Origin of the sequence: Robinsoniella sp. KNHs210, from assembly GCF_000686105.1 — a bacterium.
Taxonomy (GTDB): domain Bacteria; phylum Bacillota; class Clostridia; order Lachnospirales; family Lachnospiraceae; genus Robinsoniella; species Robinsoniella peoriensis.
In genome coordinates this window covers 271,313-290,160 of the sequence record NZ_JMLZ01000002.1, presented here as the reverse complement: position 1 = coordinate 290,160, position 18,848 = coordinate 271,313, and the positions used below count along the sequence as shown (strand labels likewise).

9 protein-coding genes are annotated in these 18,848 nt (G+C 43.4%); 2 read left to right on the top strand and 7 right to left on the bottom strand.

The window, feature by feature from the left end; translation table 11 throughout:
• Positions 1–415: 415 nt before the first annotated feature.
• A complete protein-coding gene (locus CD03_RS0108125; protein ID WP_027293218.1) occupies positions 416–1,825 on the bottom strand; it encodes a relaxase/mobilization nuclease domain-containing protein in 1,410 nt (469 codons plus the stop codon).
• 30 nt (positions 1,826–1,855) lie between these two features.
• Here CD03_RS0108125 and CD03_RS39165 point away from each other — a divergent pair, with 30 nt between their 5' ends.
• Positions 1,856–2,311: a tyrosine-type recombinase/integrase gene (locus CD03_RS39165; protein ID WP_052377732.1), complete on the top strand. Its 456-nt coding sequence runs from the start codon at positions 1,856–1,858 to the stop codon at positions 2,309–2,311.
• A gap of 3 nt (positions 2,312–2,314) precedes the next feature.
• Entirely contained in the window at positions 2,315–2,800 is a 486-nt protein-coding gene (locus CD03_RS39160) for a site-specific integrase (protein WP_330377161.1), read from the top strand.
• Here the strand turns inward: CD03_RS39160 and guaA are convergent.
• The 6 genes from guaA to CD03_RS32870 form a co-directional block, all read right to left on the bottom strand.
• On the bottom strand, positions 2,781–4,088 hold the full coding sequence (gene guaA, locus CD03_RS0108115) for a glutamine-hydrolyzing GMP synthase (protein ID WP_027293217.1): 1,308 nt from the start codon (positions 4,086–4,088) through the stop codon (positions 2,781–2,783). The genes CD03_RS39160 and guaA overlap by 20 nt on opposite strands.
• A gap of 128 nt (positions 4,089–4,216) precedes the next feature.
• Positions 4,217–5,635, bottom strand: a complete 1,419-nt coding sequence (locus CD03_RS0108110; RefSeq protein WP_027293216.1) for a DUF4179 domain-containing protein — start codon at positions 5,633–5,635, stop codon at positions 4,217–4,219.
• Complete coding sequence (locus CD03_RS0108105) at positions 5,610–6,143, bottom strand: RNA polymerase sigma factor (protein WP_081820182.1); 534 nt, start codon at positions 6,141–6,143, stop codon at positions 5,610–5,612. Before CD03_RS0108105 ends, CD03_RS0108110 begins: the two co-directional genes overlap by 26 nt.
• A 179-nt stretch (positions 6,144–6,322) precedes the next feature.
• Complete coding sequence (locus CD03_RS32875; RefSeq protein WP_044289242.1) at positions 6,323–6,931, bottom strand: DUF1062 domain-containing protein; 609 nt, start codon at positions 6,929–6,931, stop codon at positions 6,323–6,325.
• Between the two features lie 268 nt (positions 6,932–7,199).
• The gene (locus CD03_RS0108095) at positions 7,200–15,764 is read right to left on the bottom strand and encodes a GDSL-type esterase/lipase family protein (protein WP_197041645.1); all 8,565 of its coding nucleotides are present in this window, start codon (positions 15,762–15,764) and stop codon (positions 7,200–7,202) included.
• A gap of 452 nt (positions 15,765–16,216) precedes the next feature.
• Positions 16,217–18,826, bottom strand: a complete 2,610-nt coding sequence (locus CD03_RS32870; RefSeq protein WP_052377731.1) for a GH116 family glycosyl-hydrolase — start codon at positions 18,824–18,826, stop codon at positions 16,217–16,219.
• Between the last annotated feature and the right edge of the window lie 22 nt (positions 18,827–18,848).

The following is an 18,848-nucleotide window of genomic DNA, read 5'->3' as shown; positions in this document are numbered from 1 at the left end:
TCACGAAAGGTTACTTAAAACGGCACAGCTACGCCAAGGGTGTGTAGTACCCTCAAACATTTCCCATGCCCTATTCGGTTTAGGAAACAGCCACCTCATAATTTTTTGTCATATAGAACATCTCCTTTCGCTTTCTGCTGAGCAGACCTAATAATATTATTATAGCATAATTCACAGGAAATTGCAACCTCAAAATTTGTTTTTTCATTGCTTTCATTCGTGCGAATTTATTTAAAAAATGGTAATGGAAAGCAATGCACAGGTATATACATCCCGTGCTTTTTGCTTGTTGGTGCATTGCCCCAAACCCCAAAGAGATAGAGCGTTTTGCTCTGTCTCTTTTAAGCCGCTATGCGTCTGCTTAACTCAACAAAGTTGAGTTTGCCCACACTTACGGTGTGCTGTTTTATGAAATTTATCGTTCCTCCTGCGATATAGACTTTGTTGTTTTTACTGGCTGAGATCCACCTAAAATTCTATCAATATTATGCTTCGCCATCTGCAAATCCATCATCTCCTGTCGAGCCTGTTTGTATTCACCATAGAGCTTGCTTTTCTGTGAAAGTAGCACAGCATATTCGGATTTTAGTGCCTCCATAGACGGCAATTTTTCCAGCCCCAGCTTATCAAATTCTTTCTTCGCCGCCTTGTGCAGCAGGATGTCAGATTCATATGCCGCCAGAAACTTTTTGCTGTATCCCGACTGCCTATACTGCACATACACATCTCTGGTTTTACGATAAGTACCGATTTGTTTTTGCAACGAAGAAATTTCAGACATGCGTCTTTCGCTCGACTTAATTTTATCCGAAAGCATATCAAACCGCTGCCCAGCCTCCTCTGCCTTTGCAGATAAAACATCATAATCATCAAACCCACGCTCCTGCAAATAAATCAGCGTTTTTGCCGACTCCTTTAAATTAAATGTCCTTGCCCATTTTTCGTATCCAGCACCCTTACCTTGCTGCAATTTTGCCTCAATGTCGATTAACAAGTTGGGCTTTGACCGGACAGGGAAAGAAAGCTTTTTCTTAGTAACAGGCTTTGCAATTTGCTCGCACCCAAGCCGCTGCAAAAGAGCGTGTTCGGTATAATTCTCGCCCAAAGAATCACAGCGAATACACCGCTTTCCCTGTGGCAGTTTGAATGCCAAATGTGCTTTGTGCTTCACCTCACACCCAGCTTTACGCAGAGCATCTTTTAATTCTTCTAAAGTCAAACTTTGCTCAAGATTTGCATCAATCAATTTTGCTAAACTCTCCCGAAGCGTAGGTTGCTTTTCGTCACCAATCCATGTCCCATAACTGCCACGGCTCTGTTTGGGCTTTTCAATAATGGACAGCCCATTTTCCACACACAGCCTGTCCGAAATCTTACGAATGGCAAAGCTGGAACCCCAGAAATTCCGAAACTTTTTGGTATAGTCCAATGTGGTTGAATTGAAAATGATATGCGAATGAATGTGCTGGCGATCCACATGAGTGCAAACAAGAAATGCGTGTTTTTCCTTGGTCAGCGACATAGCAAGGTCATAGCCAATCTTGTTGGCGGTGGTGGGGTCAATCTCGCCGGGTTTAAAGCTCTGCCGCAAGTGGTAGGCGATAACATCACGCTCCCCTTGGTCTCTGCCGGTGAGCGCCCCATACTGCCGCTTAGAGAGTAAAAACTCATCGTCTGCTATCATGGGGTCACATTCATAAGATGAAATCCATTCACCGCACTCGGTCTTTTCAGGGTTCTCCACATAATCGGTAGTCTTGCCCAACGCTGTGGCGATACTGCGACCCTTGCCTGTATGTAGCGGCATCAATCTTGTAGTTGCCATCAATACCTCCATAAATTATGGGGCGGAGCATTGCAGTGTCGCAGTGCCCGCCCCCCGTTTGGTTTCAGCAAAATCCCGTTAAACGAGATTTCACCCACAGACGTTCGCAAGTGGCAAAACAAGCTGACCTCCTATCGGGATGAGAAGGGCGAGGGATTTTCCCAAACCTATCTCAAAACCATCAACAATCAGCTGACTGCCATATTCAATTATGCGGTGAAGTATTATAATCTCTCCGAGAATCCCTGCCACAAAGCCGGGAGCATGGGCAAAAAGGATGCCGACGAAATGCTGTTCTGGACAAAGGATGAATTTGAACAGTTCATCGAAGCCGTCAGGGACAAGCCCCAATCCTACACCGCCTACATGACTCTCTACTACACCGGCATGAAAATCGGTGAGCTGACCGCCCTGACACCGGCTGACATTGATTTAGATAAAGCCACCATTAGTATCAACAAATCCTATCAGCGACTGGATGGCTAGGATTTGATTACCACGCCCAAGACACCAAAGAGCAACCGAGTGATTACCATACCACAAGGCTTATGCGATTGCCTGCGGGAGTATATGGCGCAGTGCTACCGCTTGCAGCCCAAAGACAGGATGTTTGCCTTTACCAAGCACTTTATGCGGCACGAAATGCTGCGAGGGTGCAAGGCATCCGGGGTGAAGGTGATACGGGTGCACGATACCCGTCACAGCCACGCTTCACTTCTCATTGAGCTGGGCTTTTCGCCGCTGCTGATAGCCGACCGGCTGGGGCACGAAAAGGTGCAGACCACTATGGACACCTACAGCCACCTTTACCCAAGCAAACAGGCGGAGGTCGCCGACAAGCTGGACATACTCATGGGAACGGTAGCCGATTCTGAAAATGTAGCCAATTTGTATCCAACAAAAAGAAAAATCCTTGCAAACCCGCATAAATGCAAGGTTTGCAAGGATGTAAGCCTTATTCCCACTCAATCGTAGCAGTAGGCTTCGGACTCATATCATAACAAACACGGTTTACATTCTTCACTTCTTTTAATATTCTGTCCGTGATTTTCAGTAATACCGGCCAGCCTACCTGTTCAATGGTGGCACTCATGGCATCTATGGTATTAACCGCACGAATGATGACCGGATATTCAAAGGATCTTGCATTATCTCTTACACCAACTGATTTGAAATCAGGAACAACCGTAAAATACTGCCATACAGTCTTGTCAAGACCAGCTATTTCGAATTCTTCCCGCAGGATTGCATCCGATTCCCGTACCGCTTCCAGACGCTCTCTGGTAATTGCGCCAAGACATCTTACGCCTAATCCGGGTCCCGGGAAAGGCTGACGGAATACCATGCCATCCGGCAGTCCCAGTTCCAAACCGCAGGCTCTTACTTCGTCTTTAAATAACTGCTTTAACGGCTCTACCAAACCAAATTTCATATCTTCAGGAAGACCGCCTACATTGTGATGGGATTTGACCATCTTCGCTGTCTTCGTGCCACTTTCCACTATATCCGGGTAAATTGTTCCCTGACCTAAGAAGTCAATTCCCTCAAGTTTACGTGCTTCCTCTTCAAATACGCGGATGAACTCTGAACCGATAATCTTTCTTTTCTGCTCGGGATCACTTACATTTTCCAGCTTCTTCAGGAAACGTTCGCTGGCATCAACATAAACCAGATTTGCATTCAGCTGATTTTTGAATACTTCTACTACACTTTCCGATTCGCCCTTACGCATGAGGCCATGATTTACATGTACGCAGACCAACTGGTCTCCGATTGCCTTTAATAATAAAGCTGCAACTACAGAACTGTCTACTCCGCCGGATAATGCAAGGAGTACTTTCTTATCACCAACCTGGCGTTTTACCAGTTCGATCTGGTCTTCTACGAAATTTTTCATATTCCAGTTTGCTTCCGCATGACAGGTGTCAAATACGAATGGTTTCAGTCCTTCTTTTAATAGATCTTCGTCCTCAGGCCACTCATTCAGGGACACTTCACATTTAGCCAATTCATGCCCTGCTGCCATAACAGGATATCCTGCTTCATAGATTTCCGGTAGTACATCAATACGAACGCCGTCTACAATATGGTTTGGTCCGCCATTTATAATAATTCCCTTTACATTTGGCAAAGCCTTGAGTTCCGCCTGAGTAATATCATGGGGATAAATCTCACTATATACCCCAAGGTCACGAATCGCCCTGGCTAACACCGTATTTTCCGTACTGCCTAAATCTAAAATTACAATCATGTCTTGCTTCATTATTGTTCCTCCTCCGTATGTGTATAGAAATATCTTAGCTGTAAAATGATTTTGTGTCAATACACGTTTTCCCGTTTACGGAGTTATTTGCAAACCTCATGCTGAAAAATGAGCTGATAGAAATATGACTATTGGGTAATTCCAGTCTCTACGGTTGTGTGATAAACTGCTTTTTCATCTAAAATCTGTTTGAAATTATCCTCTGTTTTATGCCCTTTAATCTCATCCATGTACTCTATATAATCACATAAATAGATATCTATTTTAGAAATATCCACTCCGCGTACTGCATAGTCTGTAACATAACCGCTGTTTCCATAAGGAAGCATTTTTCCATTGGCATCCAGTACTACCGGGAATGTGTCTGCAGTTTTTGTGGAACCTTCATTTAACTGATTGACCTTTAATTCAAATGGGGTAATTTCCACGGATGCAATTCCTACACCATTCTCATTTTCAGTATTAATTTCAATCATCTTTGTTCTGCTTCTGTCCACGTTAATATCCAGATCGAAATTCCAGGAACCATCCCACCAGATATTTTCATGATCATTAGGGAACTGGTTCCAGTCAGCCGGCTGCTGCTTCATGACATTTTTCCACTCTTCATCCGACATAGCTTCCAGTTCATCCCCTGTATAACCGGAATCCCATACATCCGGGTTAGCCTTGTATGCAATAATCTTCTGAATATCCAGATTTAACTTGAAATTGTCAGGAACATCCAGATTCTGAACATCCAGCTGAATGTCTTCTTTCATTGGATCCCTGCCTTCTGCTTCCGCTGCCTGATATGCGGTATTATATTCCTGAAGTGCTTCATCCGATACTACCTTGGATGCCTGTTTGTAGTCTATACGGATGATACCTGCATATGTATAATCATCAACAAACTTGCCTTCCAGATAATAAAGCTGATCCTGTGATTTATCATTGAAACTATATTTTTCACTAGTTAAAAAGCCTATGTTCGGCTGGTTATTCTCACTGTCTGTAAAGATTTCAGAAACCGGAAAAGCTTTCTCGCTGGTTAGTTCAAGCGTCATATAAAGTGCCTGGTCATTGCAGTATAATTCCGATAAAGTCATGGTAACTCCATCTACCGTCTGTGAATAACTGGCTGGTTTGGTAAGCTCTGTTTCTTTCTTTGCATCTGCCTGTTCCGCTGCTGCCCCATTTTCATCGGCGGAAACAGCTGCCCCATCCGGAGTCTCCTGGTCTTTTTCTCCTAATGTTTCCGCTACTGAGCTAAAATCTCCGGGATAACTATAGTTCTCCTGAATCTGTTCAAATATATGCCCAATAATCGGCAACTGGCTTGCCATAACAGGGTTGGCCATACCAAATACAAAGAATGCTGCAAATACCGCAGCAGCACTGCCCGCTGCCACCAGGATCTTTTTCCGGATCCCTCTTGTATCTCTTGCCTGACTTTTACTGCTGCTTTTTATTGTCTGAAATGCGTCATCTGCCTTATTTTTTACTACTTTGGGTATCTTGATCTCTTCGTTTAATTTATCCTTAAATTCTTGTTCCTGTCGGTTCATGCAATTGACCTCCTTGTTTTAAATACTCTGTGGAAAATAATTTTCTTCCCCTTGCCAGTCTCGTTTGTACCGTCTTTTCATTCATATCCAGTATTACTGCTATCTCTCTGGTATTAAAACCTTCCAGGTAATATAGTAAAAGAACAATCCGGTACTTTTCATCCATATCCTTGATTAGTTCATTCCACTCCATGTTGCTGTACTCCTGATCCCACACCGGAATTTCCGGCACCTCATCTGTAAGTAACATTCCTTTTTTCTTTCGTAAAATATCTTTGCATTTGTTGATTAAAATACGAGTCATCCATGTTTTAAAATATTTATTCTGTTTCAAATCTCCTATTTTTTCAAAACAGCTTAATATGGTATCCTGTATGGCATCCGCCACATCTTCATCATTTTTCAGATATGCTTTTGCCACTTTGTACATATTCTGCATATTCTGTTCCATTAGCTCAACAAATGCATCCGGATCCTTCCTGCGTGCTTTTTTAATTAAAACATCCAACGTCTTACCTCCCCGCTTAGATTGGCCAATCTTTAATGTCTTACAATCATTAGACGAAACGCTCCAGCAAAACCCTTCAAATAATTTAAATTATTTTATCATATTACAAAAAAAGCTGCCATACCCCTAACATCAGGTACAACAGCTTTCTTTTGAGCACTTTACCACTCACTGATTATTCACTTCCATCTTACCACCATTCCATCCATGGCAAATGCCTTCTCCAGACTTTCCCCATCTCTTCCCTCAATGATTTTTTCTTTCATTGCCTGCCTGACAGCCGTTCTTGAAATATCCAGCTTACCGGCAATCAGCTTATCCAGCCGGATTCTGATATGATAAGGATTCCGAATGACAATCCGACTCATTTCAGCCTCTTCAGCATCCGTCAGTATCCTTTCCCGGATATGATATGCCCCCTCCTCCATACAGATCTCAGCTTTTTCCCTCTTTAAGATATTACTGTTAAAACTGTATTCCAGAGCCAGTTGTGGATCGTTTGCTAAGAATCCTTCATATTCTTCTCTTGGGATTTTCTTTGGGGAAATCCGCTCATATATTGTTATGTTATATGTGGTCTTGCATTTACTGCACTGATAGATCAGCCATACATCTACCCGGTTTCCATTTGCATTAACCCGGAAACTGCCGGTATTGATGTAGTTTGACTTGCATCCGCATTTGGAACAATTCCTTATAATCTGTGGACTGACGTCCGGTATAATCTCCCATTCACAGTTTCTTATATCAGAACATGTTTGAAAATTGCTTTCTGTTAAATAGCCCATATGCATCTCCTTTGTGTAAATTTCTTACTTTCGGATTTGCAAAAGCTATATCATCATATTTGTTTTATCATGCAATAGCTTTTGCTATGCATTGTAATTGGGTTCCATCATAAAATCATTCCTCTCTTATTATATGATCTGATTTTACTACAACAGATCCCTGGGTTAACACCTTAAACTTTTTTATTAAAAGATTATGAGCCGGGATATAAGAGTCGGGCACGATCAAGGAGCAGGCCGCTGGGACCTGCTCCTTTTCCTGGTTTATTTAGAATTTTACTCTTTTACTTGCTGAATAAGAGCTGTAGATCTTTTTATTCCCTGCCTTATGGTATGCTCTTATTCTAAACCGGTAGCTTCTTCCTTTCTTCAGTCCGGATTTGGTGTAAGATAATGTCTTGGCTGACTTTGATGCGATCTTCTTATAATCTCCGTTATTTGTCTTCATATAGATTACAAATCCATCCGTACCTGACTTTTTATTCCATTTTATTTCTGCTTTGCCTTTTCCTGCTTTCCCGGCGTGGGTCAGGCGTGGTTTTGCAGGCGCCGTCGAGGTCTTCAATACAGAAGAATAGGAACTGTACTTCTTTTCTTTTCCAAGCTGGCTGTAAGCTTTTACCTTGTATTTATAATCTGTGCCTGATTTTAATCCGGTGTTCACATAGCTGGTGGATTTTGTGGTTTTTACTTTACTCCACTTCTTTGTCTTGCTGTCATAACGGTATAAAATATAACCGGCTGCATTGGATGATTTTTTCCAGCTGATCCGGATACTGCCGGGCTTATTCCGGGAAGCTTTTACTGCCGTTGGTTTTCCAGGCTTTTTCAGTGTGAGTCTGATCCACTGGGCATAAACGGTTGTATTTGCCTTCAGGCTGCATACCTGTCCTGCCTGTATCTGCGTTCCGCCTGATACCGCGGTAAACCATCCCTTAAAGGCATAGCCTGATTTTGTTGGAACCGGAAGTGTTCCATAAACGGTTCCCTGTGTGACTGTCATGGATGCCGGACTTACTTTTCCGCCGCGTGCATCAAATGACATCTGATAGGTTGCCGGTTTCGGCTCTTCTTTTTTCTGCCACTGTGCCGTAAATGTGATGTTTCTATCTGGCATTGTATACCGGGTATTTGCCTGATAAACCTTTGCTCCGTCGGACCATCCGATAAACAGATATCCATCCTTTGTAAATGTATTCTCCGGCAAAGTAATCTTCCCCTGTGCTTCTGCCTGAATTGCTGCCGGAGCTGTTCCTGCTGCTCCCGCACCGCCGGTAAATACTGCCGTATACTTCTTAGGAACTGGTGCTTCTTCCCTGCTGATATAAAATGCTGCCGCCGCTGAACTTGTCTTATCATTAACACTGGCTGTTACCGTAACTTTCACGGTTCCTGCACCGGAAACTGTCAGTATATCCCCTTTTATGCTTCCAATACCCTCTTTATCTTCGGTAATTGCATAGGTGTAGGTGATACTCTGATCTGCATGTCCCGGCATCTGACAGTCTCCCGTAAGGACTGCTTCTGCCTTCAGCCCGATCTGTCTGCTTGATTCAGGATAAGGTATCGTGACATTCTGATCTTCAAAAACCGGTGTACGAAGTTCACAGGTGCATCCGTTTACCGTAACCGTACAGCTGTCTGTTTTTCCACTAGTGGATGTTGCTGTGATCACGGCTTTCCCCGGCGCTGCTGCCGTTACCTTGCCGTTTGCCGATACTTCCGCTATTTCCGGACGGCTGGATGACCAGGTGATCTGGTCGTTTGATTCCTTACCGTCATTTGTAGTTACATCCGCGTACAGCCTTCTGCCCTCTCCGACTTCCAGACTGAGCGTTTTCAGACTTACCACGACCTGATCTGCCGGAACTGCTTTTTCCAGTCCTTTTACTGCTGATTTTAATGCCTGCAGCTGCTGGAACACCTCCAGTTGTTCTGTCTCCTGTGCATCCAGGACTTCCTGTGCGCGGTCAATGGCATCTGACAATTTCTTATAAGAAGCCTGAGCGTACTCATCTCCTTTGATTGCTTTTGCTTCTGCAATCTTTTTCTCAAGAACAGACTTATCGGTTACCTGGGAGGGATCTTCCTGGCTGACCAGTTTAGCTCCTGACCACTGGGAATGTCCGCTTCCGATATTGCCGTCTTTTGCAATTGCTTCTAATTTTAAGGTTTTTGCTCCTGAAATGTCAACGGAAGCAAATCCCATCGGAGATGTGGACTGTAATGCTTTATCACTGGTGTGTATAACCGTCCCATCTACAGCTATCTTAAAGGTAACTGCTGCTATCGCCGGTTTACTTGCATCTATTCCATAATAAGTTTCAAATTTCTTATAATTATGACCTTCCGGAAGATTAAAAATCAATGTGGAAGTACAATGTGCTCCGTATCCTTTGTTAAAGGATACTCTGTTTCCATTCTCGTCCAGTAAAGACATGGTGCCGCCATCCTGGTTGGTATCTACCTTGATCTTGTCACCGGTTCCTTCCCAGTAACCGACGGAAGAGTTCACTTTATCTAAATAATCATGGTCAGACAGATAATCCGTTTTATCATAACTGCCTTCTTCTGTAACGGAAACCGGAACTACAATGGTAGAAACATTTTTCCCGTCTGATACATTCACCATCATCCGGCTTGTTCCTTTATTAGAGCCATACAGTGAAACAACACCATCTGATAATTCTGCAATTATAAATGAATCCGGCTCTGATACAATTTTTGTAATAACAATTGCATCTCCGTCCTGGTCTTCTGCTATATCTTCTGCAGTGAAAGTCCTGCCTTTCAGGCTGTTCACTTCCTGATTTGGTACGGGATCTTTTGCAGCCGGCGCCTGATTCACCGTTTCACCCGGTTCTGCTTTTTTTACGGTGATATTACAGTCCGCATTTCCTGATTTGTCATTCAACTGAACGGCAACGTTTATTCGAACTGTTCCTGCAGCCGATACTTTTAATTTACTGCCGGTTATAACAGCGCCTGTCTCTCCCCCATCCGCAACGGTGTAGGTATAAACAGGACGGAAAGCATGGCCTTCTTTTGCACAGGTACTTTCTTTTATGGAGCCTGTTAGATCAACCGTATATTCCTCTGTTTTCGCAGGAATTATTATTTCTTTTGGTGATAATCCAATCTCTTCTATTTTGCAGGTACATTCCGGTGTTCCATCCGGTGCAAACTTAAATTCACTTTCTAATGGAAGCATACAGAGTGCATTCCCGATTTCACTTTCTGCATCTGCCGCAGCTACACCAACATTTGTAACCGTCAGGCCTGTGGTAATCTGGGTATCACCTGTATACCGGAATATAAATTGTTTTGTAGTATTTCCGGATACATAAGCAGCCTCTTTCTCTGCTCCATCCAAATTAAACTTCAGAACCGGATTTCCGGACTTAATCATATAGGAATCGAAATCCACGGTAAAATCAATCTGATTATCACTTATTTCCATCGCTACGTTTTCAATTACCGGCTCCTTCATCGGCACCGTCAAATCCGCTTTGATCCATTCCACATTGAAGCTGGTGAAATCCATCGATGGCTGGTCACCTTCATAAAATAAGCCGATATCTCCATTTGGAAGTACGGACAGACAGGAATAAGCATAACTTCCGCTCTTAACCAACTGACTGTATTTCCACTCAAATGACTTATTCTCCGGATTATAAAGTCCGATTCTTACCGTACCATTGTTTCTTGCAGGGCCATCCGGATTTGCTAAAATAATGGCTTCTTTGCCGTCAATCAATTCCGGATAATGAGTTGCTGTTAACTGGCAGTATACCTCTGTAACATTTGTATCCCTGATGGGCGCTCCCCAGGTAGTTCCGGAGTCATTGCTCACGGAATATTTCAGACGTCCTGAGTTATTTCTGCAGAACTGAATTAATGTACCGTCATTCATCTCCACGATCTGTGACTCTGTCAGGATGATACCACCATCATTCATTGTGGAAAGATCTGTTCCTTCTGCCTCAAGAGGTGACTTCTCGGTACGCTTCCATGTTACACCATAATCATCACTGTAAATACAGGTGGATGCCTGAGCAGATGTCCAGTTCTGGTTAGCCACATAGATGGGGACAATCAGACGTCCCGCATGCTCTCCTTTTTTCACCTGAATCCCAACTCCGGGGCCTGTTCCGCAGAACAGCATCCAGTCTTCTTTGATCATCGGTGTTAAATCCACCGGTTTTGACCAGGTTTCACCATCATCATCGCTATAGGTACTCCAGATTCTCATATTGCGGACTACCTTTAATTCACCCGCATTGGAGCCGGTATAGAGGAAGATGTTGCCTGCAGGCTTATCATCCTTATATAATTCGCCGGTACTGAAATCCGGTACCCGGTAATCCGTTGGTCTTGCATCAGCCTCTGTTTTTCCTTCCAGCCATACTTCTCCGTGCTCACGGATGGTATAGGTTTTCGTATAATTATGAGTTGTATTTAAAACGCTTTCATAGTCTCTCAAGATACAATATGATTTGTCGCCAACCTGTTTATATCCGGATCCTTTTTCCAAAAGAGAAGTATCCATTGCTGCTTTTGATTCCGGGAACATATCTACCATCAGGAAGACTCTGCCGTTCACCTCGTCCTCAACCATAGCTGCATCTATGGTTAAAGAATGCTGCTGCTGTCCCGGAGGCAGATTTATGATTGTCTGCCCTTCTGTCCAGTTCTTTCCATTATCAAAGCTTCTTCTCACAGCGGTATCAATATTTCCCTGATCCCCGCCGCCGCTCTGGCGTTTATCAATTGCTGCCAGTACAACTCCGTTCTTTGTGGTCACTAAGCTTGGGATACGATAATAGACAGATCCCTGGTATCCACCATAGAACAACGGCTGATCTTCTGATTTGAATGCATCTTCTGGAAGCTCTGCTTCTTTTTCTTCTCTCAGTGTCACTTTATGGATATCTGTTATCTGCTCTTCCGTTAACAGGTCCGATCTCACTTCGATATAGCTGATACTGCCTGTGAAAGGATACTGATTGCCTCCGCCGGAACGCTGCGTTTTACCAAGGTCAACGGTATTTACACCCTGGCTGCTGCTGACAAATCCTGTATTTGTGTTATTAATTACCCTTTCACCGTCAAAATAAACAGATGTACCAGTTGAAGAAAATGCATAAGTTACCGTATGCCATTCATCTCTTGTCATATTGCTTACGCCAGCTGATGCGGTATTTACATTGGTACCGTTATTGCGGACTTCGTATCCCACCGTGCCATCATTTACATAGACATGGGTATGTGTGGCATTTTGCGTATTATTTGATACACTGAACAGACTCATAAGACCTGTTTCGGCCTTTTTATACCGAACCGTTATGGTTCCCTGGGTCAGACCTTTCAGCTTATCAAGTGTTCCGGTGTAATCTACCGGACGGGCTGGAACGCCGTTTACAATTTTTACCTCTGATTTCTGAAACAGAACAGCCGGGTCCTGCCCTTCTTTTTTAACTGAGAATACGGCTGTCTTTTCTGCCGATGCCACCGTTCCGGGAATCAGTGCATTTACCCGTACTTTGATTGTTCCAGCCTTGCTGACCGTCAGTTTATTCTGTCTGATCGTGCCGATATTCTGCAGATCCTCTGCTTTTTCAAATACATAAGTGATATTTTTGCTGCTGTGGCCTTCTGCTTTACAATCACCGGTAATTTCCGCAGCTGCCTCTAAGCTGATTTCAATACTGTCTTTATCCTGTGGAATTACAAGCTCTCTGTCTGCAAACACCAAATTGCTGATTCCACAGGTACACTCCGGGTCACCTTCCATTTTCAGGCTGGCCGTAAAAGTAATTTGTTTCTTGTTCATAGCATCTGTGCCTGTTACCATTGCAGAATAAGGTATGAAATCCTTAGGAACACGAATCTTCATATGCTCATCTGCACGGTATTCACTTGTTTTGGAAACAATAACTCCATTTACATCTGTTATGCTTACCGTTACATCCCGGATGCCATTTTCATATGCCGCGAGTGGTGCCGGATCAAAAGAAACTTCTTTCTTAGTTTCGTCATAAGTTACCTCTGCAGCTAATTCAGAATTATCTGCCCAGTCACTGAATTTATAAGAATAATTAGACATCACTGAATCGTTCTTATAAAGTCCCGTTTCTTTTAATATCTGCTGGAACATTGCCATATTGCCCCGTCCGTTTGGATGTACATTGTCTACTAACCATCCATTGCTTCCGGTGTTCAGGAAATCATTTCTGACATTTTCTCCATACTCAATCCAGTTCTTCATATGGTCAATAACGGTAATCTTAAGTCCCGCTATTTCCGTCTTCATATCCTGTTCTACATCATATATGGCATTAAAGTAGTCTTTATAATTTTTCCTGGGATCATCCGGGTTCATGTCACATGGAACTCTTAAAACGATATAGCTGTCCGGATTTTTCTGATAAATATCCCGCACCAGTTCTTTATAATTATTCTTAAATTCTTCTACGGTAAATCCGGTGCCCGAAGAACCTGCCACTTCCCCTCTGGAAGACGCATCATTTGTTCCAAGCATCACCATTACCACATCCGGTTGGAACTGATTCAGCCTTCTGTCAATCTGATCCAGTGTCGTAGATACCGTTGCATTAGAAACACCCGTATTGATTACTACATCCTGTGCCCTGCCCTGCTCTCTTAAATATTTTTCAAACAGTTCAGGAACATTATCATAGCCATTTGTCAGGACTCCATGGGTAATACTATCCCCCATAAACAGATAAGTTACAGGACTCTGGCTGTTCAGAAGATTTGTCATATCTTCAATTTGATTCACATTCCCGTCTTTATGAGCCAAAGCCTGAGCCTGTCCATTTTGAGCAGCCGTAAACTTTATGTCCTTTAACTGGCGTTTCCGGTTTCCTTCATCGGAAGTCATACGAAGTACATACTCCGTTCCCGCTTTCAGTCCGGTAATCGTGAACGGCGCAGTTACCTGTTTCTTAGAAATTACCTGACCATCATAAGACAGCTCGTAATTCCAGTTCAGATCTGAATATCCTTCCGGTGCATTTACCTGAAGCTGATCTGCCATTACCTGCACAACAGGGGATGCATCTACTTTTAATAACGTAGGATTAACCGGTAAGTTAAATCCTGTATAAGCAGTTGTATGCCCAATACCAAGAGTTGTCTTAATTATATTTGCTATCTCCTGATGTCCCAGGGCAGTGAGATAATTCCCCGGATCCAGATAGGAAGCATCCAGACCTGTGATATCTGCTACCAGGGTATCTTTTACTGCTGCTTCTTCTTTAATTGCTGCCGTATAGATACTGATCAGGGCATTGTCATCCTCCGAAAGCGAGGGTGCTGGGGTAATGATAAATGGGATTCTCTGATCCTCATAAAGCCTGTCAAGCAGTGCCCTGAGATTTGTCCGGAACTCCTCTATACCAGCTTCCCCTTTTTCATAATCACTGCGGTCTACCATGATACCAACGGCTTTCGGTGCATACTGGTCAATGAACTTCTCATAATCCGCATTTACATCCGCGATAGTAAGTCCTGCCTGCGCCGTATTAAATACAAAACGGGAACGTTCTACGTAAGTTCCGCCCGCACGCAGATTATCTTCAAAGAATCCCACATAATTCTTAACAGGACCAATCTCATCAAACTTGGAAACTGCCGTATCCGATCCGGTCATTAACCATGTATTTGCCGTTCCAGCTGCCTGCATAACGCTGAAATCGTTCAAATCAGGAGCCTGCTGCGTCATTTCCTTTAATTGATTAACGGTAAAGCTTTGATCTGTTACAGTTACAAAATCAATTTTCCCATTAAAATTCCCCAGGGAATCAAATGCAGCTGCATTATAGATTCCGCCTCCAATGCCAAAATTCACATATGGCAGCTGGTTATTATTTATATTCTTATTAAATCCGGGATTCCAGCCGCTCCACCATGCGCTTGGGTAAAAGTTGTCACTTCCATCAACAACAATATAAGCATCCTCCGCCTGTCCCGAATGGAAGCTGACAGCGATGGTATGCCATTTATTATCCTTTAAGTTCACGGAATTTGTTAATAATCTTGCTTTCAGCCCATTGCTCTTGTCATTTCGAAAATAAGCCCGCAGCTCTCCGGCATTATTTACTCCAAAAACCATATTATAGCCGTCATCTGCGCCGGAACTTCCTGCTCCGAAGATTACACCGCTCGTGTTGGTCTTGAATTTAAAAATAATACTTCCACCGATATCATTTGTTCTTAGATTATTCAACACCTTCAGGTAAGGAGAGTCTGCTCCGCCATATTCCTCAGATGTATAGTCAACGGCACCTGCCGCTGTACCGTCAAAAGTTCTGCCGCTCAGATTCAGATCAACTGCACGGGCATCTGCATTGCTTCCTTCAGCAAAATCTGTCTGTGCCTGTTTTCTCACATCCTCTAATAAATTTCCCGTCGTCTCTAACGGGGCTGCTAACACTTTAGCTTCTGTCTGAACTTCTGTTTCTGCTACAACTTCAGATTCTGTCTGAACATTCGATTCTGTCTGAACATTTGAATCTGCTGCCTCTTCCGTCTGAGCCTCAGATTCTGTCTCAGCTGCATAAGGTTCCGTTACAGACTCATTCTGAACTTCAGAATTTGTCTGCAGCTGTGATTCCTGCAAAGCTTCTAAATGTTCCTGAGCTTCTGTCTCTGTCTGACCTTCCGATTGAACCTGAATGTCATTCTGGTTATCAGCCCCCGCCTGAACCGGAAGGTATGCCGTCTGAAACACCATACAAAAACATAACATTATGGATAAAAATCTGGATATTCTTTTCTTCATGCCGCCCTTGTTTCCTCTCTTCATCATACATTCCTCATCTTTCTTCATTGATCAACCCTACCGAACTCTGCTGCGGTGATTTCTCAATGCTCCCTCCTCCCCTGGCAAATCTTTTTCAAGTCCCTCTCACCAATACTTACCTAATCTCCTTTTACGAATCCGGATGTGGACGATGCATACATTATATCAAAAATTATTTCTTTTTTAAACACATATTCGGAAGAATATTTCTTTTTCAGTAGTTGTAAACAATTTCTTATGCATTTGTTGATAAATTTTTCTTCCATTTTGTCTATATTGTATAAGAACTACACAAAGATTTTGAGTGTTCCCATATTTCAGATGGATTGTTACAGACAAATAATGTATGAAAAAGTATGTGTAAGCGTTTTTCCAATAAAAATAGCATAGGGAACCAATGCAGTTTTACGTGCTCCATTGATTTCCTATGCTATATTTTACCGTTATTCTTTTAATTGTCAGTTTCGGATTATTTCTATGCACTGGCCCGCACCTGCTGATACTGCATTAGCCAGTTCAATTTCGGAACCGGAAACTTTAAATTCCGGTGTGTCATCCCCGAACCTTACTGAGGGTTCACCCGATCTTTTATCCCCGATATATTTTACCGTTACTTCTCCGTAATCGACCCATATACTCATCTTATTTCCTTCAAAGATTACGTGGCCAAACCCACTGTCCAGTGACCAGAAATATGTGCAATCCTCCTGGTGAAGGGGATGAAAACCAATCATGTTCCTGCCCATATCAAACATAAACCCACTGTATACCAGCAGCAGAGCATAGCTTGCCATGGATCTTGCATAATTGCTGCCGCACTCCATCTCATTCCAGGGATTTCTGCGCATGCCGTCATAGCGGCTGCGGATAGCGCGGATGCACTGAAGCCCCTCTCTTTCCATTCCGTGTAAAATCATATGTGACGCCGCCTGGTATTCAAACCCATGCATGGTTTCTTCCGCATAAGGCACAGGAATTGCCGGTTTTAACCTGTCTTTTGGATAGGAACAGATTATCAGGCCGCTTTCATCATTTAAAGCGTATATTCTGCACGGATTCACATGCTCATGCATATCCGTAATGTAGTTAAACCGGTAAACGGCCTTTAGTGCCTGCTCTACCTTTTCTACTTCAAACACTTCTCCCAGATTCAGCAGATCCGCATGCCATTGCCCAAGCACCTGATCAATAGAACAGCCTTCTCCGATCTGGTATTTCATCTCACCACTTTCATCATTCCAATAACTCTTTACCGCATCCTGGCTGTGGTCGCTGTAACCTCCCTGAAACTTCATCAGTCTGTTTTTATCCGTTAAATCTACTTTCTGGTCAAAATATGTTCCGTTAAATAGCTCCTGATTCAATTTTTTCCTGCCCGACCGGAAAACTTCCAGGTATTCATCCTCCGCCTCTTTATCCCCCACAATCCCGGCAAGACGGATTCCTGCCTGCAAGCCTGCCAGGTACATTCCACTGAGCCAGGAATTCGGTGAAAACAACTCCATATCCAGAGTATGATGCTGACGTCCCTCCAGAATACCGTCCTTATCCAGATCCCACTGATCCGGATTTTCTCTGCTCCAGGCATAGGCTATGGTTTTCTTTACTGCCTGCCAGATACTTTGCAGCCACTTGAGATCTCCGGATATCAGATACTCCCGGTATACTCTCAGCACCGTTCCATATTGCCCGTCCACTGCCGGACGGAAATTTGTAGGACCGCAGCCCAAAGGCAGCTGCAGGCGAAATCCCATACCTCCATCCGGCTGGATGGACTGGGTATATTCCAGTGTTCTTGCACTTCGCTCCAGCTTCGGGAATAAAAAAGCCGCTGTATAAGCATAAGACCAGACATGGGTACAACTGCCTTCACAGCAGCCTTCGTGGGGATGAACTCCCTCAAATCCATAGAACGAACCATCTTCCAGGCGAAGGCAGGTTGGTGACTTTAATACTGCTGCATTTGCGGCAACGGCATCCAATACCTCCGAAGGAAGAGAAGATTGATACATCCACCTGGTATAAAGCATGGTATCTTCATACAGACGTGTAAAGTTTTTCATTCCATAAACAGCGCTTTCCATGGAATCCCGAAATAATACTGCGTAGTAATTTTTCCACATGATCTTCCGCCGTCTCTGCAGTTCTTTTTCACTTAAACCTATATGTGTGATCTGCCAGGTATTACTCCGGTATGGCATAGACCATGACCATATAAACCGGACTTTTTTTCTTTCTCCCGGTTTCACCTCCACATGTGCTGCCAGGGTTGCGGTATCGCTTCCTGCATACACTTCCTGCCCTTCCTTTTCTGCTTTATAATGACGGTTGCGCAATTCACCGGGTCTTGCAAAATCATTCCAGAACACAGACACGTTGTCAAACCAGTTTCCCCGGAACCAGTATTCCTGATAGCTGACATCCGGACAATCTGTTGCCATGGTCATATTTCCGTATGCAGTACTTTTTGTTTCTTCCTCATTGTCCAGAAACATCGAATGCAGCCCGTCTGCATATCGATAAGTATGCCGGGCATTATTATGGCTGTAGAAATTACTGGCGGAAAATGCCAGTGCATACTGAAGCTCTTCATCTGTGGTATTTTCTATCTCAAACTCAAAGAAAGCAGCCGGGATAGAACTGTCATCTTCATTTGTGGGAATCAATGGATTAAAAGCCCGCATAACAACCTTGCCCGGAAAATGCCCGTCTTCAAAATCAAGCTGTGCAATGGGAAATGTTCCATCAAACTCTCCTTTTCGAAAATGTGGAAAACCAGACATAGAACCCCGGTCAGGTCCCCAGCCAAATCCTGTATACCTGTCCCGTTCAAAGTTCCCCATATATCCAGACTGTAAATCCGTATTCAAAACCCTTGCATCCAGCAGACTGCCCGCTTTTTCTGCCTTAACAGCAAAATGTGTAAACCGGCCTTCCGATCCCTTATTTGGTTCATTTTGAATTTCTATATCCACTATGCTTCCATTTCCAGCAAGACCAATACATCCTGTGCCTATTCCACCGATTGGAAATGAGATTTCTTTTTTATTTATACCTGTATACTTCATTTTCTGCCCTTCCTTTACATAG